The organism is Methylobacterium sp. Leaf465, assembly GCF_001424705.1.
Classification (GTDB): domain Bacteria; phylum Pseudomonadota; class Alphaproteobacteria; order Rhizobiales; family Beijerinckiaceae; genus Methylobacterium.
Genome location: NZ_LMRA01000003.1, coordinates 82999 through 109012, shown reverse-complemented (window position 1 = coordinate 109012; position 26014 = coordinate 82999). Strand labels below are relative to the sequence as shown.

Below are 26014 nucleotides of genomic sequence, written 5' to 3'. Positions count from 1 at the left end.
CACCCCTCCGGGGAAACCCATGAGCGACCGTCGCATCGTCGCCGCGCCGCTGACGGCGGAGGCCTTCGCCCCGTTCGGCACGGTCATCGACAAGGACGCCGTCGCGCCGCGTCCGATGAATGCCGGCAAGGCCCGCCGCTTCCACGACCTCGCACAGGTGCATGTGGCGGGCGCGGACGGGCACGTGGTGATCGGCTACGTCGAGGCCGACCCCTACGGCCTGCCCCTCGCCGTCAGCCTCGTGGAGCGCCATCCGCTGGGCGCACAGGCCTTCCTGCCCCTGAATGGGGCGCCGTTCCTCGTGGTGGTCTGCCCCGACGAGGGCGGCCGCCCCGGCCGGCCGCGGGCCTTCGTCACGGCGCCGGGGCAGGGCGTCTGCTACGCCATCGGGACGTGGCACGGGGTGCTCACCCCCGTCGGCGCCCCCCAGGACTTTCTCGTGGTCGACCGCGGCGGGCTGGGCACGAACCTGGAGGAATACGTGTTCGACCAACCCTGGACGATCCAGGCGCCCCCGGCGCCCTGAGCGGTCTCGAGCCCCCGGACCGGACAAGGCGGGACCGCGCCCGCCCGTCAGCGCGGCTCCGCGGCCGGGGAGGCGCCGGCGGCGAGGCGGGGCGACAGGACGACCATGAGCGGTACGACGGCCAGCGCCGTCGCGGCGGCGGCGAGCATCGCGACGCGGGGCCCGGCCGCATCGCCCAGCGGCCCGTAGAGCAGGGGGGCCGCCAGGGCGCTGCCGCCCAGGGTCCAGGTGTAGAAGACCGCGAAGGCCCTCTCGACCTGCCCCCCCGGCGCCAGCTCCGGCACCGTGCCGTAGAGCACGGAAGAGGTCCCGTTCAGCATGATGCCGAGGACCGGCAGGAGTGCCAGGACCGGCCAGAGCGGGAGCACGGTCACGGCCAGGATCGCCAGCGCCGTGCCCGTCTCGGTCAGGATGACGGTCCGGGTCACGCCGAAGCGCTCGCCGAACCGCCCGCAGACGGCCTTGCCGAGGGCGCCTCCGATGAACACCGCCGAGAGGGCGAAGCCCACCAGGGTCAGGCCGGCGCCCTTCTCCTGAAGCAGGAAGGGGAGGTAGAGGAGGAAGGCCGGACGCGCGGCGTTGTCGAGGGTGCCGATGGCCACGAGCAGCCCGAAGCCGGCGCCTCCGGTCCCGCCGGGCGCAGCGGCCCGCGGCGATCCGGCCGCCCCCCCGTCCCGTGACGCGGGATCACGCGGCAGCAGGCGCAGGAGGCCGAGCGCCACCGCGAGGCCCAGGGCGGCGATGAGCCAGAGCGCCGAGCGCCAGTCCATCAGCGACAGCAGCAGGCCGAGCAGGGGCGGCACGCTGGCCTTTCCGAGGTCGCCCGTGAAGTTGTAGGTGCCGAGCGGGCCGCGGGCCGAGCGGCCGTAGGCGCGGGCGATCACCGCGGAGGCCAGGGGATGCTGGGTGCTGCTGCCGATGCCCCCGAGGGTCAGGGCCAGGCAGAGGCCGGCCAGGCTCCCCGAGAGGCCGGCCAGGGCATAGCCGCCGGCGCTCAGCAGGGTCCCGAGCACCAGCACCCGCCGCGCGCCGAACCGGGCCGCAAGCTGGGCCGACGGCATCTGCAGGGCGGCGAGGGCACCGTTGTACAGGCTGCGCAGCAGGGCGAGGGCGGCGTAGCCGAGGGCGAACTCCGCCTGCCAGACCGGCAGGAGCACGTAGATCAGGTCCGTGTAGCCGTCGTGCAGGGCGTGGTTGAGGCCGACGGCCGCCAGCGTCCGCCGCGCCCCCGGGCAGGGCGGGGCGCCGACGACGGACGTTCGAAACGGAGCGCTCAGGTCCTGTGCGGACGACATGCGGGACTGATCCTGGTTTGCCGACGCAGGATCACCCGCTCGTCCGCGGCTGACAAACGCCTTATGCTGACACTCGCGTGAGGAAACCTGACCCGTGCTGCGTCGCCTGCCGCCCCTGAACGCGCTGAAGGCCTTCGAGGCCGCCGGGCGCCATGCCAGCTTCACCCGGGCCGCCGAGGAGTTGCGCGTCACCCACGGGGCGGTGAGCCGGCACGTCCAGGCGCTCGAAGCCTGGCTCGGCCAGCCCCTCTTCGAGCGGCACAACCGCCGCGTGGTCCTGACGGAGGCGGGCGCGAGCTACCTCGCCGAGATCGGCGCCGCCCTGGACCGCATCGCCCTCGCGACGACGCGACAGGTGGAGCGCGGACGGCCACGCCTGCTCCGCGTGAACGCGCTGGCGACCTTCACCCTGCGCTGGCTGATCCCGCGGCTCTCCGGGTTCCAGCGCGCCAATCCCGCCGTGGAGGTGCGCCTGACCACCTCGAACGTGCCCCTGGCCAACCTGGCCGAGCCCTTCGACGTCGCCATCCGAGGTGGGCCCGACCGGCGGACGGGCCATATCGGGCGCCCCTTCCTCACCGAGCGCCGCATCCCCGTCTGCAGTCCCACCCTGCTGCGGCGCCTGCCGCTCACGGAGGCGGGACAGCTCCGGGGTCACACGCTGCTGCACGCGGCGACGCTGCCCCAGGTCTGGCCGCAATGGCTGGAGGCCGCCGGGGTGCCAGGCCTAGAGCCGCGGGCCTCGGTGACGCTGGAGCATTTCTACCTCACGCTCCAGGCCGCCCTCGACGGCCTCGGCGTGGCGATGGGGCCCGAGCGGCTGATCGCCGACGACGTCGCAGCCGGCCGGCTGACCTGCCCCTTCGCCGGCCCCTCCCTGCCGGCCCGAAGCTACTTCACCTACGTGCCGGAGGCCCGCGCGGACGACCCCTCGGTCCGCGCGTTCTGTGCCTGGCTGGTCGCCGCGGCCGACCCTTGAGGCCCGGGGCCGTCGCCGGTCCCCCGGCGAGCCCCGTCCGCCGGTCTCACCGGGGGGCCGGAGACGGGGCCTGCTTGGCGGCGGCCAGGGCGGCCGCCTTGCCGGCGGCGGCGTAGAGATCGAGACGCGCATAGATGCCGAAGGCCGATCCGTCGTCCAGGAACCCGCCGCCCGGTCCCTGGGTCTCCGTCAGGATCGCGTTGGCCTCCGCGAGGCTGAGTACTGGGAAGGCGGCCGTGAGCAGGTGTCCGGCCTCCGGCGCGAGCCGGCCGACATCGTCCGTCGTGCCCACCCGCTGCGGATGCACGACGGGCAGGCCGTAGGTCTGGGTCGCGTCGTAGAGGGCCGCGTTGGCGGCGGCATCGCGGAAGCGTCCGGTATCGGCGCTCGCGCAGGCTGCGACGGTGCCGCCGCAGGCGTCTTTCAGGAAGGCGGTCAGGTCCGTGCGGGCGGCTTCGACGGCCGCCCGATAATCGGGGATCGTCACGGCCGCGTGGGTCTCGCGGCCCATCTCGGCGACCACCGCCGGGTTGCGACGCATCTGGCCCACATAGGCGGGATCGTTGGCCAGGAGATGGGCGACCGCGTGCAGGGCGACCGCCCGTCCGCCCAGCACATCCATGGCGTAATGCGCCCCGACGACGATGCGGTTGGTGCCGTACTCGGCGGCGCGGGTGATCATCTGCTGGTAGCGCTCCGGCACCAGGATCGCGAGCACGACGGATTCGGTGTAGCCGTAGGTGGTGTGCCCGCTCGGATACGAAGGGCTGTCGAGCAGGTTCATGCGCGGGCCGCGCAGCCAGTCCAGGCTGTGGGACGGCCGGCCGAAGTAGTCGGTGCCGCGATAGGCGAACAGGCTCGGCAGGGTCTGGAACGGACGGGCATCGCCGTGGGCATCGCTCCCCGGCGTCCCGGCGGGTCGGCCATAGGCCTTGCCGAACACGTCCGTCGTGCCGCCGCGCTCCGTCAGGAGGACGGCGGCGGCCTCCGAGACCGGCGCCTTGCCGTTGGTGGTGGCGTTCGCGAAGAAGTACTTGCCCGCATTCGAGTCGGACTTGGCGACGTGGTTGGTGTAGCCGAGGAGGTCGGCGACGGACGGCGCCACGTTGGTGAAGGTCTCGTCGGCGGCGTAGCGGGCCTTGGCCTGGTAGACGCCGCCGAGCCTGCTGCCGAGCCCGTCGGCGAGTTCCGTCGCGTTTCCGTCGGTGATGAAGGAATCGCGCAGGGCGAGCTGACGCTGATCGCGGAGCGGCAACAGGAAGGGCACCGCGCCGGTCCCGGCCTGAATCGCGCCCGTGACCGTCAGGTTGGCATCGAGGGCGGCCCGTCCCGTCTCGCTAGCGCCCAGGGCGCTGACGGGCGCGAGCCCCTTCAGGGCGGCGAGGGTCTGCGCCGACTGCGCCGCGGCCGGGAGGGGCGCTAGGAGGGGCGACAGGAGGCACAGGGCCGTCGTCCAGGATCTCAGCGTCTTCGCCATGGTGTCGTCTCCGGTGCCCGGTGCCGCTCCCGGTCCAGAGGCTCCGGCCCCCGGGAATCCCGGGCCCGGACCGGACGGGATCGGGAAGCTCGGATCGGGTCATAGAAGTTGTATGTGACGGCCGGACGTCGGGACCGTGCCGGATGCGGTCGACGGGTCAGGCGGATCGACCGGGGCCGATGGAGGCGTCCCGGTCCGCGTCGAGCTGGACCATCAGCTCGGCGAGCCGCGGGTCGAGGGGCTCGTCGATGACGGGCTCGTAGAGGGCTTGCAGCTGACGGCCGAGACGGAGCCGGGTGGCCTCGTTCAGGGTCGGCAGGGAAATCTCATCGGGACGGCGATGCCGTTCGTGCTCAAGATCGCTGGCCATACGCCTCATGTGGCGGACGAACGGTTGCCGGCAATGGGCGCGGCCGGCCCGGACCACAGCCTTTCGCGCCGTCGCCGATCCGTCCCGTCTCCGTTCCCCGCTGGAACACGCCGATCCCGCATCCGGTTGGACGCTCACGGCAATCGGAGGAATCATCCATGAACAAGGCGTCATCCGTGAAGACCAGTCTCGCCTGGACGGCCGGCCTCGCCCTGGGTCTCATCGCCCTCGCGGGCCAGGCGGAGGCCAAGGGCTGCATCAAGGGGGCGGTCGTCGGCGGCGTCGCCGGACACATGGCCGGGCATGGAAAGATGGGCGCCGCCGCCGGCTGCGCCGTCGGGCACAGCAAGGCGAACAAGAAAGACAAGCAGCCGAGCGGGGCTCAGCAGCCGCCGCAACAGAACTGAAGCCCTGAACCTCCAGCCGCGGCGGCGGCCCTGAACGCGGGTGGGCCCGGAGGAGCCGGCCGGGCTTCTCCGGGCCGGGCGTCATCGAGAAGGCCTGCGCGGATCGACAGGAGGTCGGACAAGACTTGATTCCCCTCGGCCTGCCCCACCGGGCGCTCGCCGCGCTCCAGGAGGCCGGCGTGACGGCGCTTTGCCTCAACGTCCTCGTCGGCGGCGGCGTCGGTCTCGCCGACGTCGAGGCCTACGAGCAGCTCGCCCGCGAGATGGGCTGGCACCTGCAGGTCCTCCTCGACGCGCGCGACCTGCCGGTGCCGGTGGTCATCGATCACATGGGCGATCCCATGGGCCATGTCCCCACCTCCGCGGGCCGCGCGGATCCGGGCTTCCGCACCCTCGTCGACCTCGTGCGCGACGGCGCCTGGCTGAAGTTCCAGGGCGCGTCCCGCACCTCCACGGCGGGGCCGCCCTACGCCGACACGGTCCCGTTCGCGCGGGCCCTGAACGAGGCCGCGCCGGATCGCTCCCTACTGGGGCTCGAACCGGCCGCACGTGGCGACCTGGGGCCCGATGCCCGCCATCGGCGACCTGCTCGACCTGATGGCGGACTGGGTTCCGGACCCGGAGCGGCGGCGGAAGTACTTCGTCGACGATCCGCACCGGCTCTACGGCTTCCCGCCAGGGCTTCGTTAAGGCTCCGTGCAGGGGAGGCGGATTAGGGTCCGGTCATGCGCTACATCTCGGCCGCCGGCCTGCTCCTCTGCGTCTCGCTCCACGCCGCGGCCGTGGCGGCCGGACCGCTCGATCGCCTGATGGGTGCGCCCGACACCCCCGGCGTGGTGACCGGCGGATCGTTCGGCCCGAGCGGAAACGACTATTACGGCGACATGCGCCTGCAGCCCGCGGGCTCACGGTCCCTCGCGACCCGTTACGCCAGGGTCAAGCCGCGCCACTCCAAGGTCGACAAACCGGTTCCGAAATCCTGACGCCCGCACAAGAAACCCGCCGCGGCCGGAGCCGGGCGGGTGGAGGTGTTCGCCTCTGGGAGGAAAGCGTCCGTCCTTCCTAACGGGTCCTCCGGCCGGCACCACTTCGCCGGGCGCGGGTCTGGTATGCCAGAACGGCGCAAGCCCCGGGACGGGCCGTTCCCCTGGGGGCCGACCCCGTGACGGTCACTCCACGGTAACGGACTTGGCGAGGTTGCGGGGCTGGTCGACGTCCTTCCCCATGGTCACGGCCGCGTGGTAGGCCAGGAGCTGGATCGGGACGGGGTAGAGGATCGGAGCCACCACCGGTTCGACCTCCGGCATCATCACCGTCGCCAGGGTATCCAGGCCGTGCGCGGCCGCCCCGGTGGCATCGCCGATGAGGACGATCCGTCCCCCGCGCGCGGCGACCTCCTGCATGTTCGACACCGTCTTCTCGAACACCGCGTCGTGGGGCGCGATCACGATGACCGGCATCGCCTCGTCGATCAGGGCGATCGGGCCGTGCTTGAGCTCGCCCGCCGCGTAGCCCTCGGCGTGGATGTAGGAGATCTCCTTCAGTTTCAGGGCCCCTTCGAGGGCGAGCGGATAGGCGGTGCCGCGGCCGAGATAGAGCACGTCGCGGGCCTTCGCGATCTCCTGGGCCAGGCCCTGGATCTCGGATTCCTGGCGCAGGGCCTGCGCCAGGAGGCCGGGCATGGCGATCAGCGCGTCGACGAGCCGGCGCTCCGCGTCGGCGTCGAGATGCCCGCGGGCCCGGCCCGCCGCGATGGCGAGGCACAGGAGCGTCGTCAGCTGGCAGGTGAAGGCCTTGGTGGAGGCGACCCCGATCTCGGGTCCGGCGAAGGTCGGCAGCACCACATCGGATTCCCGCGCCATGGTGGAGGTCGGCACGTTGAGGACCGCCAGGATGTGCTGACCCTGGGCGCGGGCGTAGCGCAGGGAGGCGAGGGTGTCGGCGGTCTCGCCCGATTGCGAGATCACCAGGGCGGCCTCGCCCCGGCTCAGCGGGGCCTCGCGGTAGCGGAACTCGGAGGCGACGTCGATCTCGACCGGCAGGCGCGCCAGGCTCTCGAACCAGTACTTGGCCACGAGGCCGGCATAGTAGGCCGTGCCGCAGGCGGTGATGGACAGGCGCGTCAGGTCGGCGAAGTCGAAGGGCAGCGTCACGGGAAGCCGGACGCGGCTCGCCGCGAGGTCGATGTAATGGGCCAGGGTCCGGCCCACCACCTCGGGCTGCTCGTGGATCTCCTTGGCCATGAAGTGGCGGTGGTTGCCGCGGTCGACCAGGTAGTTCTGCGTCACGATGGTCTGGCGCGCCCGGGTGGCCGGCGCCCCCGCGGCATCCCGGATCTCGGCCCCCTGGCGCGTCAGCACGGCCCAGTCGCCGTCCTCCAGGTAGGTGATCGAATCGGTCAGCGGGGCCAGCGCCAGGGCGTCCGACCCGAGATAGGTCTCGCCCGCGCCGAACCCCACAGCAAGGGGAGCGCCGTGGCGGGCCCCGATCAGCAGGTCGGTCTCGCCGGCGAAGAGGAAGGCGAGGGCGAAGGCGCCGCGCAGCTGGGGCAGGGTGGTGGCCACCGCCTCCACCGGGTCCAGGCCGCGCTCCATGTGCCAGCTCACCAGCTGGGCCACGACCTCGGTGTCGGTTTCGGTCTCGAAGGCGACGCCGTCGGCCTCCAGCCGCCGCTTGAGCGTGCGGAAGTTCTCGATGATGCCGTTATGGACCACCGCCAGGCGCGCGGTGGCATGCGGATGGGCGTTGGTCTCGTTGGGCCGCCCGTGGGTCGCCCACCGGGTGTGGCCGATCCCGATGGGGCCGGTGAGCGGCGACTGGATCAGCTTGAGCTGGAGGTTGACGAGCTTACCCTCGGCCCGGCGCCGCTCCAGCCGGCCCGCCTCCAGGGTGGCCATTCCGGCGGAATCATAACCCCGGTACTCCAGGCGCCGCAGCGCCTCGACCACGGGCCCCGCAACCGCCTCGCGGCCGACGATTCCGACGATTCCGCACATGGGTGGACTCCTGAAGGCTGGAAGGACGGCAGGCTCAGGCGGCGCGCAGGGGCGCCGTCAGCATCGTACCGGCGGCTTGGCGCAGGTCGCGCCGCGGCGGCTTCGCGCCGAGGGCGGCCAGGGCGTCGGGCGAGCCGACGATGACCCGGCGCTCGCCGCGGCGCAGCCGGGCCGGGTCATGGGCGATCGTGATCGGCTTGCCGGAGGCCAGGATCATGCCCTCCAGGAGGTCGCCGATGCGGGTGGGGACGCCGGTGCACAGGTTGACCACCCCGGAGGCCGCCGGATTGGCGGCGAGCTCGGCGAGGGCCCAGGCGACATCCTCGACGAGGAGCATGTCACGGCAGACCTCGATGTCGCCGGTGACGAGGGTTCCGCCGCCGGCACCGAACGCGTCGATCTGGCGGGCAAAGTCGCCCAGCGCGAGATGGCCGGGCAATCCCCGCCCGATCGGGTTGAAGATCCGCGCCACGAGCACGCGGATTCCGGTCTCGGCCGCGAAGGTGAGGGCGGCCCGGGTCTGGGCGAGCTTGCTCCGGCCGTAGGCCGTGAGCGGTGCGCAGGGCGCGTCTTCCCGCACCGGAACCCCGTCGACCACGGCCTCGCCGTATTCGGCGGCGCTTCCCGCCAGGATGACGGTCGGGCGCAGCCCGGTGCGGCGCAGGGCGGCGAAGAGCGCCTGGGCCAGGCCGAGATTGACCGCCTGCAACCCCTCGGGCGTCCCCTGCGTCGCGCCGGCGAGGTGGAACACCGTGGCGGGCCGGAAATGGTCGAGGGCCTTCCCCCAGGTCGCGACGCTCCAGTGCCCGGGCGCCACGGTCCAGTGCTCGGCCCGGACATCCCGCCGGGTGCCGACCGTCGCGACGGGCAGTCCGCGCCCGTCGAGATGCGTGGCGAGGGCCCGGCCGATGAAGCCCCCCGCGCCGCTGATCAGGATGCCGCCACCCGGCTGGTGCGACGACATCGGGTCACGAGGCCAGGAACAGGCTGCGATCCGAGACGAACATCTGCTGGGCGAGGGCGAAGTCGTCGGGACGCCCGATGTCGAGCCAGACGCAATCCTCGTGGAAGCAGGCCACGTCGCCGCCGGCCGCCTTCACCTGGGCGATGAGGTTGGGCATGTCGAGGAAGGTGTTGGGCACGAGGTGCTGGCGCACCGCCTCCCGCGACAGGGCGTAGACGCCCATGCTGACGAAGTGCGTGCTCTTCGGCTTCTCGCGATAGGCCGTCATGCGGCTGCGCTCGTCGATCTCGATCAGGCCGAAATCGATCTTCACCTCGCGCTCGAACACGCCGATCGAGATGTCGGCCCCGGCCTCCCGATGGGCCGCCATCATGTTCTTGAGGTTGAGGGTCGTGAGAAGGTCGCCGTTGGTGACGAAGAAGGCCTCGTCGAGGTCGTCCAGCATGGCGCCGAGGGCGCCGGCGGTGCCGAGGGGCTGGTCCTCCAGCCGGTAGCGGATGTTGAGGCCCAGACGCTCGCCGTCCCGGAAGAACGCCTCCAGCAGGTGACTGAGGTGGTTCACCGCCAGGATCACGTCGGTGATGCCCGCGCATTTCATCTGGCGCAGCAGCAGCTCCAGGACCGGCATGTCGTTGAGCGGCATCAGGGGCTTGGGGAACAGCGCCGAGTAGGGATGGAGCCGCGTCCCCTTGCCGCCAGCCATCACCACCGCCTGCTTGATCGCCGGCGTCGAGGTGATCTGCGGCGCCAGGCGCTCGGATGCCGCGTCGTAGAGATGCAACGCATGCGCGGATTCCGAAGATCTCAGATGATGATCTGCCCGGTCCGGAACGACCTCAAGCATTGCGCCCTCCTAAATTTTCCGATTGAAATTGAATTTGTGGCTGACGAATATTGTCCTCGCAGGAAGGATTAACGGATTTTTAAGACTTCATAGCAACCGCCATGGTGGGCTTAGCGGCCGCATCCAAGGGACGCGCGCACTAACCCGATTTCGCTACGGTGTAGAGCAGTTGGGGGGAGCCCCTCCAAAGCGTGAAGCCCGGACATCGCTCCGGGCTCCCACGTGCCGCCGGGACGCCCCTCCCGCAAAGTCGCATGGACCGACATTCGTCGACGAGGTTGATGCGTGGCCTGCCCGGTCACGGCTCCGCTCCAGGCGAGCGCACGCGCAGGTCGCCGATCGTATCCAACGAAGCCGAACGCCTGGCGGCGCCGATCATCGCCATGACGGCCAACGTCCTGCCCGAGCAGATCCGGATGTTCCGGGAGGCCGGGATGGACGACCCTATCGGCAAGCCGTTCCACCGGGCCGCCCTCGACCGGATGGTCGACAAATGGCCGTGCTCGGGGTCGGGGGCGATGCCGCCCGCCGACCAGGCGGCCGCGGAATCCGGCCTCGTCGATCGCCGCATCGAAAACCGAGATGGTCGTAAGACGAGATCGTCGCCCTATCGGCGCGCCGCGCACCACCGGCCTCCTCCTGGCCTTCGCGGAGGAACTGGACACGCGCTTCCTGTACGAGGCCGAGACCGAGGAGGCTCGCAACGGCCTGCGCTTCGAAGCCCGAAGCTGCGTCTCATCGGCGGGGACGCTCGGCTTCACGGCGCTCTCGGACGCCTGCCGCACCCTCGACGGCCGCGACGAGCGGCGAATCGCGCAGGCCGGGCCCGAGACCTTCCGCCGGCGGCTCGGCGCGGTGCGGATGCTGGCCCGCCGGTCCGCCGCATGCGCGGCGGCGCTCCCGCCCCACGGCCGGCCGCGGGCGACCAGCCCGGCGACCCATCCGCGATCCGCCGCCGGCCAGGGCCGACCGTCCGGCGTTCGATCCGACGGCTAGGGTGCCGCGTCGGCCCGGGATGGGGTCGCCTCGGCCGTGGCGTTCCGGGGATGCTCGTCTCCGCGCGGATCGATCACGACCTTGAGCACGTCGCCGGGCTCGAGGGTGTCGGTCTCCGTGACGGAGAGGACCTGTGCGCCGCCGGCCCCGCTGCGCACGATGCGATAGGCGAGGACCGGATCGCGTGCCCAGCCCGCACTCATCGTCGCGCCCACGACGGAGGCCGTCGACAGGGCGCGTTCGGCGGAGGCGATCTCGGCATCGATCAGGGCGATCTCGCGCTCGGCGGCGAGGCGGTGCCGGGCATTGCCCTGGTCCAGGGCCTCGCGGGCCATCCTCTGGCGCTGCTCCGCCTGCAGGATCCCGACTTCGTAGTCGCGCCGGCGTCCCTCCATGTCGATGAAGTCGCGGCGGACGTCGGCGACGCGCTCGCTCTCGACCACCTGCCGGGAGAACAGCGCCTCCATGGTGCGCAACCGGTCGCCGCGGGCCGCGATCTGGGCCCCATAGGTCTCCAGGCGCTTGCGCAGGAGGTCGACTTCGGTGCCGGAGGCGTCCGCCGCGGCCTTGCGCGATCCCTCGTCGCTGGTCTGGAGGCTCGCCTCCAGGCGCAGCACCTTCGCTTCGGCGCCCAGGAGAGCCGTCGCCTCCTCGGGTCCCGCCAGGGTCCGAAGCCGCTCCTGCGCCTCCGTGCCCATCCGTCCCGTGGTCAGCGCGGCCTTGCGCGCCAGCGCGCGCTTCAGCCGGGTGCGGGCACCGTCCTCCCGCTCCCGTTCCCGCAGGGTCTCCACCACCCCCGAGAGGGTGGCGGGATCCTTGTCGCGCCCCCCCGCGAGGGCCACCGCCTGCAGCACGATCATGCCGCCCGCGTACGGGTAGGCACCCGGCGCGCGGACGGACCCCACGACGAAGACGGGCGCACGCTGCACGAGGCCGACCGTGACCCCGCCGTGCCGGCCGAAGGCGGTCTCGAAGACGCCCATCAGGTCGGTCTTGAGCGTCTCCAGGGGCTTTCCGGCCGCCGGGACGAAGCCGAAGAACGGCAGCGAGAGGGCGCCACCCTGTTCGACGGCGTATTCGCCCGAGAGGTCCACCCGCTGGTAGAAGGTCTGGATCACCGCGGCGGCGCCCGCGGACTGGCCCTTGTCGCCGGGCGCCGGATTGGGGATCTCCATGGTCTCATAGAAGGTGATCTTGAGCCGGTCCCCGGCGCGGAGGACCGGCCCGCCCTCGGCCAGGGCCGCCCGACCGGCCAGAAGGGTGAGCACCGCGAAGGCGACGGCTCGGCATCTCGACATGACCTCGGCTCCTTGAGTTCGTGGGATTCGGCGTGTTCGTGGGATTCGCCCCGGTGATCGGGGTGTCGTCGGGGCGCCGCTCACTGCACACTCCGGGCGTCGAGCCCGGCCTTCGCTGTGGATTGAACCTGCGCCTGCTGGGCCTGCGCCTGCCGCGCGATGGTCGCCGGGGCGAGGGCGCTTCGACGCAGGGCGTCGAGGCCGAGGCGCTGCTCTCCGCCATGGCCGAGGCGCTCGGCCAGCCGCAGCTGGACCGGGAGCAGGTCGGTCGGGAGCCGGTCCCGGCGCAGGAGATCGCCCAGGGCCGCCAGGGCCGCCGCGTCGCCGGAGATCAGGCTGACGAGCGCCACCCACTCGATCCGGGCCGGAGCGGTCAGGGTCTCCGGATCGACGGATTCGAGGACGCGGCGGGCCAGGAACGGGTTGCCCTCGTGCAGCGCCAGCCGCGCGGCGAACAGGGGCTGGCGCTGCAGGGCGGCCCAGGGCAGGCGGGGACGCAGCGGCGCGATCGCATCGAGGCCGTAGCGCAGGGCCAGGGCTTCCACGATCGCGATCTGCGCCTCGTACCAGCCGGGTTCGGCGAGGATCCGCGAGGCCTTGCGCCAGAGCGCCGCGACGTCTCCCACCGCATAGGCGGCCGCCACGTAGCCGGCCACCGCGTCGGAGGAAGGCTGTGGACCGCCCTGCGCCCAGTCTTCGAGGAGCAGGGTGGCGATGCGCCGGCTCCCGTCCTCAGCCACCACCCGCGCCAGGTAGAAGCGCGTCGCCGGGCTGAGGGCGATCACCTGCGCGCCGAGGGCGACGGCGGAAGCCGGGTCCCCCCGCGCCGCCATCCGGCGCACCACGTGCACGCCGAGCCAGGGCTTGTCGCGCCAATCGGCGACCCAATGGCCGGCGCGCTCGGCGGCCTCCTCCCGCAGGCCTTCGGCGAGAAGGAGGTCGAACAGGACGATCCGACCGATCTCCTGCGTGGCCGGCATCAGCGCGTCGGCCCGGCGCAGGGCGTCCAACGCCGCCGCGCGCTCCCCGGCCCAGGACAGGAGAATGCCCAGGCGCTCGACGTCCACGGGCCGCAGCAGCGTCTCGTCGACGATGCCCTTCAGGAATTCGCGCTCCTCGTCGAGGCGCTCCTGGGCCCGGTAGAGGTCGAGGAGCGCCCACAGGCGCGGCCGGGTCGGGGCCAGGGCCACCAGGGTCACCAGGGTACGGGTGGCGGCCGGACGGTCGTCGGACGCCCGGTAGAGATTGGCGAGCCATTCCAGGACCTGCACGTCCCCGGGCCGCTCCACTAGGTACCGCTCGAGGAGATCCTCCGCGAGCCCCCGGTTGCCGGTGGACTCGAGGGCGCGCGCGGCCGCCGCGAGGAAGGCCGGATCCCGGCGTCCCAGGGCGAGGAGCCGCGCCAACTCGCTCGCAGCCTCGCTGGTTCGCCCGTCCCGCGCCAGCATCGCGAGCTGCTCCTCGGAGCCGGGCGAGAGGGCGTAGGCGGTCGCGGCGGCGGCAAAGGCCCAGAGACCGAGGAAGCGCCAGCCGATCCTCATGGCCGCCCCGCCGCACCCGCGCGTCCGGGTTCACGAGGACGACCGATCGACGATGTGCCGTGACTGGCCAACATGACGCGTTGTCCGCACCCAAGCTCCGATGCGAGCCATGAGAGCAAGTAAAAAACAAAACACAAGAATTCAAAACTAAGGTTTTCAAGCTGGATGATACCGCGAATGCGTCCAAAACCGGTGAAACTAATTCTTTTTCGCTAAAGGATGACCTCCTTTTTCATCGGGATCTGCTCGACGGACGCAGGCGATCCTCGGTCAACAGACGTAGGAGACCGTGAGCGTTGCCGCTTGGGAACCGTACCGTCCGCTCCCCCTGTGGCGCACGGAGGACAGCTCCCAGCCGCGCGTGGGGAGCCTGCGCGCGCCGAGGCCAGCGCCCATAAGGTTTCAGCAGAGCATTCGGAGCCGGATTTCCGCGATCGATCCCGAAGGAGACCGGTAATTCGCTATTCCGGAAGTCGAAAAACTACCGATATTCTATCAAAGATTAATACTGAAACGATCGTTAAGTAATTGCTTGTAATCCGCACAATCCCAATGTAGCTAATCAAATCGTCGCGGCACACATCTCGGATCTCACGAGTGGTGCTGGAGTCGGCGCATGCCGAAGACCGCATGGGAGGGCTGACTATGTCACTCGTCGCAATCGAATCGGGCATTTCCGTTGCGAGGGCTGAACAATCCACGGTCGTCATCATCGACCCCCGGGTCCTGTTCCGGGAGAGCTTGATCTCCCAGATCCAGAAAAGTGCCGACGCCCCCCAGGTCCTGGGCTTCTGCAGCGTCGGACTTTGGCAGAAGGCCGCGACGGAACGGCCCCCGGCCTCCGTCATCGTGATCGCGGCGACCCATCGCAGCATCGCCCAGATGGAGAGCGAGCTGGATACCCTCGTCAGCGTCAGTCCCGGCGTTCCGATCGTCCTTCTGTCGGAACTCGAGGATTACCATCAGGTCACCGAGGCGATGCGACGGGGGCTCAGCGGATTCATCCCGATGACGAGTTCCGTGAAGGTGGCCCAGAGCGCCATCGCCCTGGTGCTGGCCGGCGGCTGCTTCGTCCCGTCCGGGATCGTCTGCACGCCCCCCGCGCCTCCGGCCGCGGAGGCGCGCGGACGCGGGTCGGTCCGGCTGACGGAGCGCGAGGCGGCCGTGCTCGGCGTCCTGCAGATCGGCAAGCCGAACAAGGTGATCGCCTATGAGCTCAACATGTGCACCAACACGGTGAAGGTGCATGTGCGCAACATCATGAAGAAGCTCCAGGCCAAGAACCGGACCGAACTCGCCTATCTGGTGAACACCAAGGGCGTGGTGTCCTGGGCTCCCCATCTCGGCGGCGCCTGGTTCCACGCCCGGCCCTCCGCGGATCAGGCGAAGGCCGCGCAGACCCTGACGGTGACGCACAACGCCTGATGCGGGCTCCGCTCGATCGCGAAGCGGTGTCCGTATCGGCAAGCCGGCGCGGCGCTCGAGCGAAGCCCGCATCCGCCATCCCCAAGGGATCGGACGGATGTGGTCCGACACGGGGCTTCGTCCGCCGCCCGGGTCCGATCCGAGCCGCGCCCGGCCGACCGGGCGCGCCCCCTCGGCCGGGCGGAAGACGGGCGGCCGGACGGGTAACACGGATGGATGACAGCATTGGTCCTGCGCTAATCCAAGATCGCTAGGTCCGGCGATATTTCTTCCCAGCTGAATTCCTGCTCTTTTCAAGATGTTTCAGGATCTTGCGGTGCGCCGGCGATCGACTTCGATGGCCTGCCGCGGATGCCTGTGGGGGGCCATGCGGTGACGACTGCGGCGGCGGGTGAGCGGGGCGCATCGGATCAGGATCGGTCCAGCCCGTTGCTGGGATGGCGGCGCTACGTCCCGGAGGCCATCGGGCTCGTCCTGCTCCTGGTCCTGATCGACCACCTGGTCTTCGACGGCAGCCGCTATGCCTGGATGACACCCCGGCCGTTCTGGATCCCGGTCATCCTGATCTCGGCGCAGTACGGCCTCGCGGGCGGCGTCTTCGCCACCCTGGTGGCGACCCTGGCGCTGTACAGCTCGGCACTGCCCTCGCAGCTCGCGACCCAGGATTACTACGCCTACTCACGCCAGGTCGTCGCCGAGCCGACGGCGTGGCTGGCCTGCGCCCTGGTCCTCGGCGGGTTGCGCAGCCTCCACATCTTCCACGCGGCCGAGTTGCGCCAGCAGCGGGACGACGCCCTCGACGAGGCCGACAGCCTCGGCCGGGGCCTCTCCGCCGCCATGGCGGAGATCGGTCGCCTCGAACTCCGATTCGCCGCCGAGACCCGCACCCTCGGCAGCGTGAGCAAGGCCTTCGCCTGCCTGGACGCCGAGGATGGCCTCCGCCTGGCGACGAGCCTGGCGGAGCTGGGCCGCCGGCTCGTGGGAGCCTCCCGACTCACGGTCTACGCGGCCACGCCCCGGGGCCTCGCCCCCCTGGCCACGGTCGCGGAGGGCGGAGCGCGCGACCGGGCCACCGCACCGGCCATCGATGGCATGCTGGCCGAAGCCGTCGCGCAGGCGCCGGACCGGCTCTGGCGCCGGGATCGCGCCGCGGATGCCCGGAGACTGCCGGACGGCGCGGTCCTCGCCGTCGCCCTTCCGGCCCACGGCGCCCCGGGCCCGCGCGGCCTGCTCCTGATCGAGGGCCTGCTGCCCAACCAGACCCTCGCCGAAGCCGCGCCGCGCGCGCTGGACCTGGCGCTGGCCATGGGGAGCCTGGTGGCCGGGGCGGAGCGATGCTGATCGACGTCCCGGATCCGCTCGCCGCCGCGCGGCCCCGGACCGCCTGGGACGCGCACCTTCGCGTCCCCCGTTCCCCGACCGTGGTCGCCCTCGCCACGGCGCTCGGGGAGCTCGCCCTCGCCGCGGCGCTGCTCCATGCCCTCGTGGGTCCCGTCGTCGTCCTCGCGGGGCATGTCGGCCTGTGCCTGATCCTCGGCCTGCGCACCCTGCAGGACGCTCAGGCACCGGGCGAGGCGGCGCGGCTGGCGCACCTCACCCTCTGGACCTTCATCGGCGGTCCCTTCGGCACCCTCCTGGCGATCGGCCTCGCCCTCCTCGATCGCGGCGCGGCGCCTCCGCGACCGGCCGAGGCTTTCGGAACCTGGCTCGAGACGGAGGGTCATCTCGACCCGCGAACGGATTGCGGCCGGCTCAGCAGCGACCTGCGCGATGGGCGTCTCCGGGTCGGCAAGGCCAGCAGTGTGGTGCCCCTGGCGGACATCCTCGATGGCGGCGCGAAGGAAGCCAAGTTCGAGGCGCTGGCGATCGTGGGGCGGCGCTTCGATCCGTGCCTCACCCATGTGATCCGCGCCGCGCTCCAGGATACCGACGCCTCCGTGCGCGTGCTGGCCTCGACGGTCCTCGCCAAGCTCCAGACCCGCTTCACCCGGGACCTCATCGCCCTGGAGGTGGCCGTCGCCCAGGCCCCGGGCGCGGCCGGCCCCTGGCTCGCCCTCGCGGCGGCGCGCCGCGCCTACGCCGAGTCGGGCCTGACGGAGGCCCTGCAGGCCCGCACGGAGATGGCGGCCGCCCGCGTCGCCGCGAGCCAGGCCCTGGCGGCCGAACCGGAGAGCATGGCCGCCCGGGCGCTGCTGGCCGCCATCGAGGCCGAGAGCGGCGCTCCGACCCCGCCCCTCCCGCGGGAGGCCCTGCCGTGAGTACGCAGACCGCCTCCGGCCCATCGGACGTGTGCCTGCTCGTGGAGGGCGGGTACCCCTACCTCCTCGGCGGCGTCTCCTCCTGGACCGACAGCTTCATCCGCAGCTTTCCGGACAAGCGCTTCAGCCTCGTGGCCTTCACGACCTCGGACCAGGAACGGACCCGGAAGTTCGACCTTCCGGCGAACGTCGAGCGCATCGTCGACGTGCCCATCGACGCCTGCCCGCCGGGACGCCTGCCGCTCCTGCGGGGGCGGGAAGCGATCGCGCCGCTGATCCGGGACCTGCAGGCCGTCCTCACCGATGGGGGCGCGCAGGCCTGGGTCCGGTGCGTCCGGGAGCTCGACCGGTGCGATCTCCGGCAGCGGGCCCTGCTCGATTCGCGCCCGGCCTGGACCGCGCTCGAACGGATCTACGAGGAGATGCTCCCCGGGGCGCCCCTCGTCGATTTCTTCTGGACCTGGCGCTTCCTAGCCCGCAGCCTCATCGCGATCGCCACCGCGCCGATCCCGCCGGCCCGCATCTATCACGCCATCTCGACAGGCTATCCGGGACTGTTCGGGGCCCGGGCCAAGGCCCTGACGGGGCGGCCCTTCGTGGTGACCGAGCACGGCATCTACACCAACGAGCGCCGGATCGAGCTCTCCGTCGCCGACTGGATCTACGAGTCCGGCGCGGGCGGGTTCGACGTCACCGGCACGGCTCCCGAGCTGCGACGGGTCTGGCTGAACGCCTTCAACGCCATGGCGCGGATCACCTATGACGTCGCCGACCTCATCACGACGCAGTTCCGGACCAACCAGCTCTACCAGATCGAGGACGGGGCAGCCGAGGCGAAGCTGCGCATGATCCCGAACGGCATCCGCCTCGACCAGTTCGCCGACATCCCGCCCGGTCCGCAGCCGCGCCGCCCCACCGTCCTCCTGGTCGGCCGCCTCGTCCCGATCAAGGACATCCGCACCTTCATCGAGGCTGCCGGCCTGCTGCGCCGTCAGGTCCCCGACGTCGACGCGATCATCATCGGGCCCGAGGACGAGGATCCCGCCTACGCGGCCGAGTGCCGGGCCCTGGTGCGCCAGCTCGGCCTGCAGAACACCGTCCGGTTCCTCGGCCGGGTTCGGGACGTGAAGACCTATTTCGGACAGACCGACGTCATCGCCCTCACCAGCATCAGCGAGGCCCAGCCCCTGTCGATCCTGGAGGCGGGAGCCGCCGGCGTGCCCGCGGTGACGACCGATGTCGGCTCGTGCCGCGAGATCCTCGAAGGACCGGACGGGCCCGACTCCGACACGGCGGGCGGATTCGTCGTGCGCGCCTGCGACCCGCAGGCGACGGCCGATGCCCTCGCGCGCCTCCTGCGCGACGGCGACCTGCGGGCGCGCATGGGCCGGAGCCTGCGCGCGCGCATCCGTACGGTGTTCGATCAGGACCGGGTCGTCGGGCTCTACGAGGCGCTTTATGCCTCGCTCGACCCGGCCTCGCTCGACCCGGCCTCGCTCGACCCGGCCTCGCTCGACCCGGCCTCGCTCGATCCACCAGCCCCCCGAAGCTCTCAATCCCTGCGGGATGACGGTCCGGCGGCGGAGATCGGGAGGATTCCATGGCCGGCCTAGGCTTCGCCCTCGAGCGCATGACGCAGGGGCGCTCCCTCACCAGCACCGCCGGAGCCTACGTCTACGCGGCCCTGCTGGTGGCGGGTCCGTGGATCTTCACGGTCCTGGCGATCGGCGGCATCGATCTCGCCGCCTGTCCCACCGACGACTGTCCCGGACTGCCGCTCTTCCGCTCGGTCATCATCTACAACGCCCTGATCTCGGCGATTCTCACCGGCCCGATCGCCTTCGTCTGCACGCGTTTCGTCTCGGACCAGGTCTGGCTGAAGCGCGACACGAGCGTCACCTACGCGTTCGTCGCCGCGCAGGCCCTCTTCGCCGCCGCGGCCCTCGTCGTCGCCGGCCCGCTCTACCTGTTCGCGGCGGACCTGCCCGGCCCGGATACGGTGGCCGGTCTGCAGAACCTGCTGCTGATGGGCGCGGCCTGGCTCCTGATCCCCTTCATGGGCGCGATCCGGAGCCACGTCATCGTCGCCGTGGCCTTCGGCGCCGGTGCGGCCGTCATGGTCGCGCTCATCGCGATCGCCCCGAGCAGCGAGCCGCTCCGGCTCCTCACGGCCTTCAACATCGGGCTGACGGTCGTCGACCTCGTCCTCGCCCGCCGCCTGCTGCAGGAATACGGGGTGGCGCTCGTGCCCGATGCCGCGCTGGCGCGGTCCCTGCGCACGCACTGGGACCTGCCGCTGATCGGGCTCACCTGCGCCCTCGGCCTCTGGGTCGACAAGCTCATCATGTGGGTCGCCGCGCCCATCGGCGTGACCACAGTGGGCGGCGCCTTCCGGACCATGCCGAACTACGACACGCCGATGTTCTGGGCGCAGCTCGCGTCGATCCCCATCCTGGCGGTGTTCTTCGTCCACGTGGAGACCAACTTCTTCCGCCTGAGCCGCGCCTTCTACGGCAGCCTCGCCCACGGGGTCAGCCGTCGCGACCTCGCGCGAAAGCAGGCACGCCTGTCGCGCTTCGTCATGGCCAAGCTGTCCGGGTTGTTCATCGCCCTCGCGGCCGTCGCCCTCATCGCCATCCTGGTCTCCTACGTGGCGATCGAACCCCTCGGACTGCGGGCGAGCCAGATGGGCATCCTGCGGGCGGCCCTGGTCGGAATGGTGTTCCAGACCAGCGCCTCCTTCTGCTTCATCTTCCTGCTCTACTTCGACCTGCGCCGCCACGCCCTCGCGGTCTCGGCGACGTATTGCATCCTGAACGGAACGCTCACCGCCGCCCTCCTGCCCCTCGGATTCCCGTTCTTCGGATACGGCAACCTGTTCGCCTCGGCCCTCACGTTCCTCCTCGCGGTGACGCTCCTCGCCCACGAGCTGCCCTGGCTGCATTTCCATGCCTTCGTCACCAACAACACGTCCCTGCGCCCGGCCGAGGCACGGGCCCGGCCGGTTCGCCGCTACTTCCGATTCAGAAGGTCGAGCGATGCGTGATCCCGCCGATGGACGCCGCAGCGTCGGGCGCCCAAGCATCCTGCGTCCAAGCATCCTGCATCCCAGCATCCTGCGCCCCAATATCTTGCGCCGAAGCGTCCTGCGGCTGCTCGCCGGCCTCGGGGCCGCGGGCCTGCTCCTCGACCGGCCGGCCCGCGCGCGCGACCGGCTCCGCCACCCCCATCTGGCCTGGACGCTGTTCTACGGCGAAGACCTGGAGCCGGCCGCATTCGAGGGCTTCGACCTCGTCGTGCTCGATCCGGGCTTCAAGAGCCCCCTGACGCCGATGCGGGACCTCGGAACCGAGGTGCTCGGCTATCTCAGCCTCGGCGAGATCAAGCGCACGAGTCCCTTGTTCGCGCAGCTCGACGACCCGGATCTCCTCCTCGGCGAGAACCCGAACTGGCCCGACACCGTGCTGTGCGACGTGCGCCGGCCCGCCTGGCGTGCCCTGATCCTGGACGTCGCGATTCCGGCTCTGCTGGAACGCGGGTTCTCCGGGCTGTTCTTCGACACCCTCGACACCCCGCCCCATCTCGAGCAGACCGACCCCGAGCGCTATGCCGGCATGCGCTCGGCCGCCATCGACCTCGTCCGAACCATCCGCCGGCGCCATCCCGACCGGATGCTGCTGATGAATCGCGGCTACGCCCTGCTGCCCGAGCTCATCGGGCAGGTCGACGGGGTCGTCGCCGAGAGCCTGCTGACGACCTACGACGCCCCAGCGAACGGCTACCGCTGGACGGAGCCCCGCGAACTCGACCCGCACCGGCAGGCCCTGCGCCCCCTCGCCGAGGCGGAGCCGCCGGTGCCGATCCTCAGCCTGGATTACTGGGACGCCGAGGACAGCGCGACCATTCGCGAGATCTACACCCGTGAACGCGCCCTCGGGCACCGCCCCTACGTCGGACAGATCCTGCTCGACCGGGTCCTGCGCGAGCCGCACGCCCGTGCTGAGCGCTGAGCATCCTTCGGCCCACGCCCGAAATCCCGCTGAAAGCTTCCTAATCCGTTTGTGTCGATTGCGCAGATCCTGACCGTGCGCTGAACTACTTGAAACTGTGTTTCGGTAAAGCCGTTGGGGAGCATGAGATGGACGGAACAGCATGGCAGGGCAAGCGGGTCGCGGTGACCGGCGCCGGCGGATTCATCGGCAGCCACCTCGTGGACGCCCTGGTGCGGGCCGGCGCCGAGGTCACGGCGATCGTGCGCTACAATTCCAGCGCCCGGGTCGGCAACCTCGACTTCCTCGACCCCGAGGTCCGGGCCGCGATGACGGTGGCCTTCGGCAACATCGAGGACAGCGACTTCATCTACCAGACCCTCGAGGGCCTGGACGTCGTGCTGCACCTCGGCGCCCTGATCGCGATACCCTATTCCTACGAGGCGCCGCGCAGCTACGTCCGCGCCAACATCGAGGGCACCCTGAACGTGCTCCAGGCCGGGCGCCGCAGCGCCGTCGGGCGGATCGTCCATACGAGCACCTCGGAGGTCTACGGGACGGCCCTGCGCACGCCGATCGACGAGACCCACCCGCTCCAGGGGCAGTCTCCCTATTCCGCCTCCAAGATCGCCGCCGACAAGCTCGCCGAGAGCTATGCCCGCTCGTTCGAGCTGCCGGTGGTGACCCTGCGGCCCTTCAACACCTACGGGCCGCGCCAGAGTGCCCGCGCCTTCATCCCGACCATCATCTCGCAGGCCTTCGCCCGGGACGAGATCCGTCTCGGCTCCCTGACGCCGGAGCGCGACATGACCTACGTCTCCGACACGGTGGCGGGCTTCCTCGCGGCCGGCTCGCAGCCGGACATCGAGGGGATGACGATCAATCTCGGCACGGGCGAGACCTACTCGGTCGGCTGGTTCGCCCACCGCATCCTCGAACTGATGGGTGTCGACAAGCCGATCGTGACCGAGGCGCAGCGGATGCGGCCGGAGCAGAGCGAAGTGCTCAAGCTGATCTCCGACAACGGTCTGGCGCGCCGCGCCATGGGCTGGGCGCCGCGAATGTCGATCGATGACGGCCTCTGCCGGATGATCGACTTCGTCCGCTCGAACCCCGGCTTCTACGCCACCGACCGTTACGTCACCTGACCCGGGCGCCCTGTCCCTGGCGCGGCGTTTCGCCAACCCGGCCCCGGCCGGCGCCGGACGCAGCCGGGGCTTCCCCGGCGTGACGGGGGGCCCGGACCGGCGATCAGCGAAGCAACCAGGTTCCGATGCAACACAGGGCGGCCGAATACACCGGATGGCCCTCGTCGTCCGTCACCAGCACCGTGAAGGCTTGGCAATGTCCGTCCGCCCAACCTTCGTGGATCGCGATCTCGGGCAGGATGCGCTTGGCATGAAGGACGGCTTCCCGCGGACCCGCGAATTCCGTGCCGACATCGTCGCGCTCGGTGTGTCCGTCGTAGATGTCGAAGAAGTACCGAGGCATGGATCCCTCCGCACAGGCCCCGAAGAGCCGCGACGGCTCGTACGTGCGGGAAGGCCTCAAAGGAGCGCGATCACCGGACGCGAATCCTGTTCAGCACGCCGCCGGGCGGCATTGATCCATCGCAATGCAAGCGAAAGACCGCGGATCATGGTCGGCAAGCTGTCCATGATGACAGCCGCTACCGCTGGTGTCTGGACCTCTCCAAACAGGCGCCGGCGGTGGCGTCATGCCTCCGAACGGCCGCGGCATCGCGGGCCGACGGCCTACGCCACACGCGGTGCGTTCGCCTCGGGCGCGAGGTGCAGGTAGGCCGGGTCGAACATCGCGAAGTCCTTGAGCGCTTCGACATCGGGGATGGCCACCCGCTTGCCGTCGAGGGCGATCAGCCTCCGGCGCTTCAGGCTCCCGAGCGTCCTGTTCACATGAACGGGCGACAATCCGAGCGCATCGCTCAGGTCGACCTGCGTGAGGGGAAGCTCGTACCCGTTCCCGGTCGCCAGCCCGACGGATTGGAAGCGCACCAGAAGTTCGCAGAAGACATGCGCGAGCCGCCTGTCGGCCGGGCGATGCCCCACGACGAGCAACCACTCGCGCAGGATCGCCTCATCGACCAGCGCGGCGCAGCGAAGGACGTGATCCAGCGACGGATAGCTGGCCGTGAGCCGGCCCAGAACGTCGTGCGGGACCCGCGCCACCTCGCACAGGGTGAGCGTCGCGATGGAATGGTCGAGCGCACCGATGATCGGCACGTTGAGATCGCAGACATCCCCCGGAATGAGGAAGGCGAGGATGACCCGGGTCCCGTCCGGCAGGAATTTGCAGCGGCAGGCCAGTCCGCTGCGAATGATGTGGAGGTGATCCGGAACGTCGCCCTCCGAGACGATGTCCGTCCGGGGACCGACGAAGCGGCCGTGAACGTTGGCCTGCTCGAGAGCGTCCCGGTCCGCATCCGAAAGACTGAAACGAGGTTCGAACTTGCGGATAAAAGATCCGAACACGTGCCCCTCTGAAGTCGCCACCGAAGATCAACATTTGATATTAGATCATAGCGATCCTCGAAAATATATAGTCAAAAAGTATGATCGTCTCCGATCAGCATCAGGATCGAATAAGTCGCTTTTGACGGATCATGCTGGGTCTGACGCCGGATATCGCGATCATCCAGGGCAGGATGCTTGCGAAGGGGTAGAGAATCCGAAGCATTACCCGAAGCTCTGATCTTCGGAAGAGTGTCGCGGCAGAGACCCATCGCAGGGCCCGCGATGGCGCGCTCATTCTCACCCGGGCAGCGCCTTCACCTCTCCGGGGCCTCTGTCCGCCCCCTTGGGCGTTCGGAGGGTGGCACCGGGAACGTCGGCGGCGCGGGAACCTCCGGCACTGCGGCCGGCGCGAGGGGCCGCGTCGTGGCGGCCGAGATCCGTCGGGGTCCGGCAGCGCCCGTCGTTCAGGGGCAGCGACGTGTCGAGGTCGTGGGGCAGAGCGGGAAGCCGAAGCGGGAGACCCCGAAAAGGCAGGGCGAGCGTCGGCCGCCGCCACGCGGTCGCGATCGGCCCGAACCGCTGCGCCGGCGTGGTCACCCCCCGGACCTCGTCCGCACCGCCGGCCATGGCGTGCGGGACGATTCCGTCGCCTCGGCGGTCGTCCGGTCCGAAGGGGCCCGCCCGAGCACGCGGACCGACCGGGTCGCGGCGCTCGCCCGCTGCGACACCCTCCCGGACGACCTGCCGTCCGCGTCTTCCCGCCTGCAGCCCTGTCCCTCGACACCGCCGTCCTGCGGCTCTCCCGGCCCGTGCCCGGACGCGAACCGCTCCGGCTCGGCCGGCCCACCGTGCCCCAGGCGCTGACCCTCACCGGGGTGGGGCTGTCGCGCCAGGGGCATCGGCTTCCTCAGGACGACCCGCCTCGACCCGGTGCTGCGCACCACGACAGGCCTCCTCATCGCGGTCGCCCGCGGCGGGGCTGAGGTCTGCATGGGGGATTCGCGCGGCCCCGTAGTCGCCGACGGCCCGGGCGTCTGGGGCGTCGCCGGCGCCGTCCGCTGGCCCGAGGCCGACCCATCGGCCCCGGAGGCCGGTTCTCCGGGCCTTCGGAGACGGACGCGCCGATCTGCCGCCGCCGGGCTGGTCCGTCGGGCCGTCCGGCGCTGTAGTCTCGCCGGAGCCCCGGGGTGCAGTCCGCGCCGGTCGGGGCCGGTGAGAGGGATGGACATGCTGGCCCCGACGCTCCTGCGGCGCCTCGATCCGACGACGCTGCGCCTGTTCGTGGCGATGTGCGAGGACGGCACCCTGACCCAGGCGGCCCGGCGGGCGGCGATCGCCCCCTCCGCCGTCAGCAAGCGCCTGGTCGAGCTGGAGCAGAGTCTCGGCGTCCAGCTGATGACGCGCCAGGCGCGGGGCATGGTGATGACCCCGGCCGGGGAGACCCTGCTCCATCACGCCCGGCGCATGCTGCACGACGTCGAGCAGATCGTGGTGGAGCTCGCCGAGCACGCCAAGGGCGTCCGGGGCATCGTGCGGATGTTCGCCAACCTGTCGGCTATCGTGCAGTTCCTGCCCGAGGACCTGCGCGCCTTCCTGGCGCGCCAGGAGGCCATCAAGATCAGCCTGGAGGAGCGCCCGAGCGGCGGCGTGGTGGCCGGCGTCGAGGCGGGCCTGGCCGAGCTCGGCATCTGCTCCGGCAGTATCCCGGCCCGAGACCTGACCAGCGTGCTCTACCGCCGCGACAGCCTCGTCGTGGTCATGCGCCACGACCATCCCCTGGCGGACCGGCCCGCACTCGCCTTCCGGGACACCCTCGACCACGACTTCGTCGGGCTGCACGCCGAGAGCTCGATCTATGCCAGCGTGCGCGGCGAGGCGCAGAGCATCGGCCGCCCCTTGCGCCTGCGCGTCCACGTGCCGGGCTTCGACGCGGTCCTGCGCATGGCCCAGGCCGATATGGGGCTCGGCGTGGTGCCCCTCGGGGTCTTCGCCCTCCTGGGAAGCGCCATGGACCTCGCCGCGATCCCCCTCACCGACCCCTGGGCCCAGCGCGAATTGCGCATCGTCTCCCGCCCCGGCGAACGCTCCCCGGCGGCGAGCCTCCTCGTCGCGAGCCTCACCGCCGACGCGGTCTGAGCCGCGAAGCGTTCTCCGGACGCGAACGGTCGTCGCCGAAAG

General features: G+C 71.0%; 23 protein-coding genes and 1 pseudogene. 14 read left to right on the top strand and 10 right to left on the bottom strand.

Features of this window, described 5'->3' with window-relative positions:
* The first annotated feature begins 19 nt into the window (after positions 1 to 19).
* Positions 20 to 526: an ureidoglycolate lyase gene (locus tag ASG51_RS04095; protein ID WP_056379278.1), complete on the top strand. Its 507-nt coding sequence runs from the start codon at positions 20 to 22 to the stop codon at positions 524 to 526.
* Positions 527 to 573: 47 nt separating this feature from the next.
* Here the strand turns inward: ASG51_RS04095 and ASG51_RS04090 are convergent, their stop codons facing one another.
* Positions 574 to 1821, bottom strand: a complete 1248-nt coding sequence (locus ASG51_RS04090; protein WP_082501115.1) for an MFS transporter — start codon at positions 1819 to 1821, stop codon at positions 574 to 576.
* Between the two features lie 94 nt (positions 1822 to 1915).
* On the opposite strand from ASG51_RS04090, the gene gcvA reads away from it, so the two are divergent.
* On the top strand, positions 1916 to 2800 hold the full coding sequence (gene gcvA / locus ASG51_RS04085; protein WP_056215621.1) for a transcriptional regulator GcvA: 885 nt from the start codon (positions 1916 to 1918) through the stop codon (positions 2798 to 2800).
* 46 nt (positions 2801 to 2846) lie between these two features.
* Here the strand turns inward: gcvA and ASG51_RS04080 are convergent, their stop codons facing one another.
* Positions 2847 to 4277, bottom strand: a complete 1431-nt coding sequence (locus ASG51_RS04080; protein WP_056379275.1) for a phosphatase PAP2 family protein — start codon at positions 4275 to 4277, stop codon at positions 2847 to 2849.
* A 157-nt stretch (positions 4278 to 4434) separates the two neighbouring features.
* Positions 4435 to 4647 (bottom strand): hypothetical protein, encoded by a 213-nt coding sequence (locus ASG51_RS04075; protein WP_056215615.1) that lies wholly within the window; start codon positions 4645 to 4647, stop codon positions 4435 to 4437.
* Between the two features lie 158 nt (positions 4648 to 4805).
* Here ASG51_RS04075 and ASG51_RS04070 point away from each other — a divergent pair, with 158 nt between their 5' ends.
* From ASG51_RS04070 to ASG51_RS04060, 3 genes and pseudogenes are all read left to right on the top strand, one after another.
* The gene (locus tag ASG51_RS04070; RefSeq protein ID WP_056215611.1) at positions 4806 to 5054 is read left to right on the top strand and encodes a hypothetical protein; all 249 of its coding nucleotides are present in this window, start codon (positions 4806 to 4808) and stop codon (positions 5052 to 5054) included.
* Between the two features lie 125 nt (positions 5055 to 5179).
* Positions 5180 to 5744 (top strand): annotated as a pseudogene (locus ASG51_RS23165) (amidohydrolase family protein); the annotation flags it as partial.
* Positions 5745 to 5779: 35 nt separating this feature from the next.
* Entirely contained in the window at positions 5780 to 6037 is a 258-nt protein-coding gene (locus tag ASG51_RS04060) for a hypothetical protein (RefSeq protein WP_056379269.1), read from the top strand.
* A 186-nt stretch (positions 6038 to 6223) separates the two neighbouring features.
* On the opposite strand, the gene glmS is transcribed toward ASG51_RS04060, so the two are convergent.
* From glmS to ASG51_RS04045, 3 genes are read right to left on the bottom strand one after another with little or no spacing between them, the layout of a single operon-like run.
* Positions 6224 to 8050, bottom strand: a complete 1827-nt coding sequence (gene glmS / locus ASG51_RS04055; RefSeq protein ID WP_056379266.1) for a glutamine--fructose-6-phosphate transaminase (isomerizing) — start codon at positions 8048 to 8050, stop codon at positions 6224 to 6226.
* 34 nt (positions 8051 to 8084) lie between these two features.
* Positions 8085 to 9014, bottom strand: a complete 930-nt coding sequence (locus ASG51_RS04050; protein ID WP_056215598.1) for an NAD-dependent epimerase/dehydratase family protein — start codon at positions 9012 to 9014, stop codon at positions 8085 to 8087.
* Between the two features lie 4 nt (positions 9015 to 9018).
* The gene (locus ASG51_RS04045; RefSeq protein ID WP_244472537.1) at positions 9019 to 9795 is read right to left on the bottom strand and encodes a sugar phosphate nucleotidyltransferase; all 777 of its coding nucleotides are present in this window, start codon (positions 9793 to 9795) and stop codon (positions 9019 to 9021) included.
* A 645-nt stretch (positions 9796 to 10440) separates the two neighbouring features.
* Between ASG51_RS04045 and ASG51_RS04035 the strand changes: the two genes are divergently transcribed.
* Positions 10441 to 10854, top strand: coding sequence for a phosphorelay protein (locus ASG51_RS04035; RefSeq protein WP_056379261.1), 414 nt, complete (start codon positions 10441 to 10443; stop codon positions 10852 to 10854).
* On the opposite strand, the gene ASG51_RS04030 is transcribed toward ASG51_RS04035, so the two are convergent.
* Positions 10851 to 12152: an SLBB domain-containing protein gene (locus ASG51_RS04030; RefSeq protein WP_056379259.1), complete on the bottom strand. Its 1302-nt coding sequence runs from the start codon at positions 12150 to 12152 to the stop codon at positions 10851 to 10853. The genes ASG51_RS04035 and ASG51_RS04030 overlap by 4 nt on opposite strands.
* A gap of 80 nt (positions 12153 to 12232) precedes the next feature.
* The gene (locus ASG51_RS04025) at positions 12233 to 13693 is read right to left on the bottom strand and encodes a hypothetical protein (protein WP_056379257.1); all 1461 of its coding nucleotides are present in this window, start codon (positions 13691 to 13693) and stop codon (positions 12233 to 12235) included.
* A gap of 645 nt (positions 13694 to 14338) precedes the next feature.
* On the opposite strand from ASG51_RS04025, the gene ASG51_RS04020 reads away from it, so the two are divergent.
* The 7 genes from ASG51_RS04020 to ASG51_RS03990 all read left to right on the top strand — a co-directional run bounded on the left by ASG51_RS04020 (position 14339) and on the right by ASG51_RS03990 (position 22513).
* The gene (locus ASG51_RS04020; RefSeq protein WP_056215579.1) at positions 14339 to 15118 is read left to right on the top strand and encodes a response regulator transcription factor; all 780 of its coding nucleotides are present in this window, start codon (positions 14339 to 14341) and stop codon (positions 15116 to 15118) included.
* A 429-nt stretch (positions 15119 to 15547) separates the two neighbouring features.
* Complete coding sequence (locus ASG51_RS04015; RefSeq protein ID WP_056379255.1) at positions 15548 to 16459, top strand: hypothetical protein; 912 nt, start codon at positions 15548 to 15550, stop codon at positions 16457 to 16459.
* The gene (locus tag ASG51_RS23840; RefSeq protein ID WP_056379252.1) at positions 16453 to 17376 is read left to right on the top strand and encodes a hypothetical protein; all 924 of its coding nucleotides are present in this window, start codon (positions 16453 to 16455) and stop codon (positions 17374 to 17376) included. Before ASG51_RS04015 ends, ASG51_RS23840 begins: the two co-directional genes overlap by 7 nt.
* On the top strand, positions 17373 to 18989 hold the full coding sequence (gene pelF, locus ASG51_RS04005) for a GT4 family glycosyltransferase PelF (protein WP_056379251.1): 1617 nt from the start codon (positions 17373 to 17375) through the stop codon (positions 18987 to 18989). Before ASG51_RS23840 ends, pelF begins: the two co-directional genes overlap by 4 nt.
* Positions 18977 to 20422 (top strand): exopolysaccharide Pel transporter PelG, encoded by a 1446-nt coding sequence (pelG, locus tag ASG51_RS04000; RefSeq protein WP_056215564.1) that lies wholly within the window; start codon positions 18977 to 18979, stop codon positions 20420 to 20422. Before pelF ends, pelG begins: the two co-directional genes overlap by 13 nt.
* A complete protein-coding gene (locus tag ASG51_RS03995) occupies positions 20415 to 21386 on the top strand; it encodes an endo alpha-1,4 polygalactosaminidase (RefSeq protein WP_056215561.1) in 972 nt (323 codons plus the stop codon). The genes pelG and ASG51_RS03995 overlap by 8 nt, the downstream gene beginning before the upstream one ends.
* A 128-nt stretch (positions 21387 to 21514) precedes the next feature.
* Complete coding sequence (locus ASG51_RS03990) at positions 21515 to 22513, top strand: SDR family NAD(P)-dependent oxidoreductase (RefSeq protein WP_056379249.1); 999 nt, start codon at positions 21515 to 21517, stop codon at positions 22511 to 22513.
* A gap of 103 nt (positions 22514 to 22616) precedes the next feature.
* Here the strand turns inward: ASG51_RS03990 and ASG51_RS03985 are convergent, their stop codons facing one another.
* Positions 22617 to 22856, bottom strand: coding sequence for a hypothetical protein (locus ASG51_RS03985; protein WP_056215557.1), 240 nt, complete (start codon positions 22854 to 22856; stop codon positions 22617 to 22619).
* A gap of 263 nt (positions 22857 to 23119) precedes the next feature.
* Positions 23120 to 23854 (bottom strand): Crp/Fnr family transcriptional regulator, encoded by a 735-nt coding sequence (locus ASG51_RS03980; protein ID WP_056270124.1) that lies wholly within the window; start codon positions 23852 to 23854, stop codon positions 23120 to 23122.
* Positions 23855 to 25063: 1209 nt separating this feature from the next.
* On the opposite strand from ASG51_RS03980, the gene ASG51_RS03965 reads away from it, so the two are divergent.
* Positions 25064 to 25972, top strand: a complete 909-nt coding sequence (locus tag ASG51_RS03965) for a LysR substrate-binding domain-containing protein (RefSeq protein WP_056379339.1) — start codon at positions 25064 to 25066, stop codon at positions 25970 to 25972.
* Positions 25973 to 26014: the final 42 nt, after the last annotated feature.

Excerpts from the sequence above, each read along its gene's own strand:
- ASG51_RS04095 (WP_056379278.1), top strand. The coding sequence starts at position 20 with ATGAGCGACCGTCGCATCGTCGCCGCGCCGCTGACGGCGGAGGCCTTC.
- ASG51_RS04090 (WP_082501115.1), bottom strand. The coding sequence starts at position 1,821 with ATGTCGTCCGCACAGGACCTGAGCGCTCCGTTTCGAACGTCCGTCGTC.
- ASG51_RS04080 (WP_056379275.1), bottom strand. The coding sequence starts at position 4,277 with ATGGCGAAGACGCTGAGATCCTGGACGACGGCCCTGTGCCTCCTGTCG.
- ASG51_RS04075 (WP_056215615.1), bottom strand. The coding sequence starts at position 4,647 with ATGGCCAGCGATCTTGAGCACGAACGGCATCGCCGTCCCGATGAGATT.
- ASG51_RS04070 (WP_056215611.1), top strand. The coding sequence starts at position 4,806 with ATGAACAAGGCGTCATCCGTGAAGACCAGTCTCGCCTGGACGGCCGGC.
- ASG51_RS04060 (WP_056379269.1), top strand. The coding sequence starts at position 5,780 with ATGCGCTACATCTCGGCCGCCGGCCTGCTCCTCTGCGTCTCGCTCCAC.
- glmS (WP_056379266.1), bottom strand. The coding sequence starts at position 8,050 with ATGTGCGGAATCGTCGGAATCGTCGGCCGCGAGGCGGTTGCGGGGCCC.
- ASG51_RS04050 (WP_056215598.1), bottom strand. The coding sequence starts at position 9,014 with ATGTCGTCGCACCAGCCGGGTGGCGGCATCCTGATCAGCGGCGCGGGG.
- ASG51_RS04035 (WP_056379261.1), top strand. The coding sequence starts at position 10,441 with ATGGTCGTAAGACGAGATCGTCGCCCTATCGGCGCGCCGCGCACCACC.
- ASG51_RS04030 (WP_056379259.1), bottom strand. The coding sequence starts at position 12,152 with ATGTCGAGATGCCGAGCCGTCGCCTTCGCGGTGCTCACCCTTCTGGCC.
- ASG51_RS04025 (WP_056379257.1), bottom strand. The coding sequence starts at position 13,693 with ATGAGGATCGGCTGGCGCTTCCTCGGTCTCTGGGCCTTTGCCGCCGCC.
- ASG51_RS04020 (WP_056215579.1), top strand. The coding sequence starts at position 14,339 with ATGTCACTCGTCGCAATCGAATCGGGCATTTCCGTTGCGAGGGCTGAA.
- ASG51_RS23840 (WP_056379252.1), top strand. The coding sequence starts at position 16,453 with ATGCTGATCGACGTCCCGGATCCGCTCGCCGCCGCGCGGCCCCGGACC.
- pelG (WP_056215564.1), top strand. The coding sequence starts at position 18,977 with ATGGCCGGCCTAGGCTTCGCCCTCGAGCGCATGACGCAGGGGCGCTCC.
- ASG51_RS03995 (WP_056215561.1), top strand. The coding sequence starts at position 20,415 with ATGCGTGATCCCGCCGATGGACGCCGCAGCGTCGGGCGCCCAAGCATC.
- ASG51_RS03990 (WP_056379249.1), top strand. The coding sequence starts at position 21,515 with ATGGACGGAACAGCATGGCAGGGCAAGCGGGTCGCGGTGACCGGCGCC.
- ASG51_RS03985 (WP_056215557.1), bottom strand. The coding sequence starts at position 22,856 with ATGCCTCGGTACTTCTTCGACATCTACGACGGACACACCGAGCGCGAC.
- ASG51_RS03965 (WP_056379339.1), top strand. The coding sequence starts at position 25,064 with ATGCTGGCCCCGACGCTCCTGCGGCGCCTCGATCCGACGACGCTGCGC.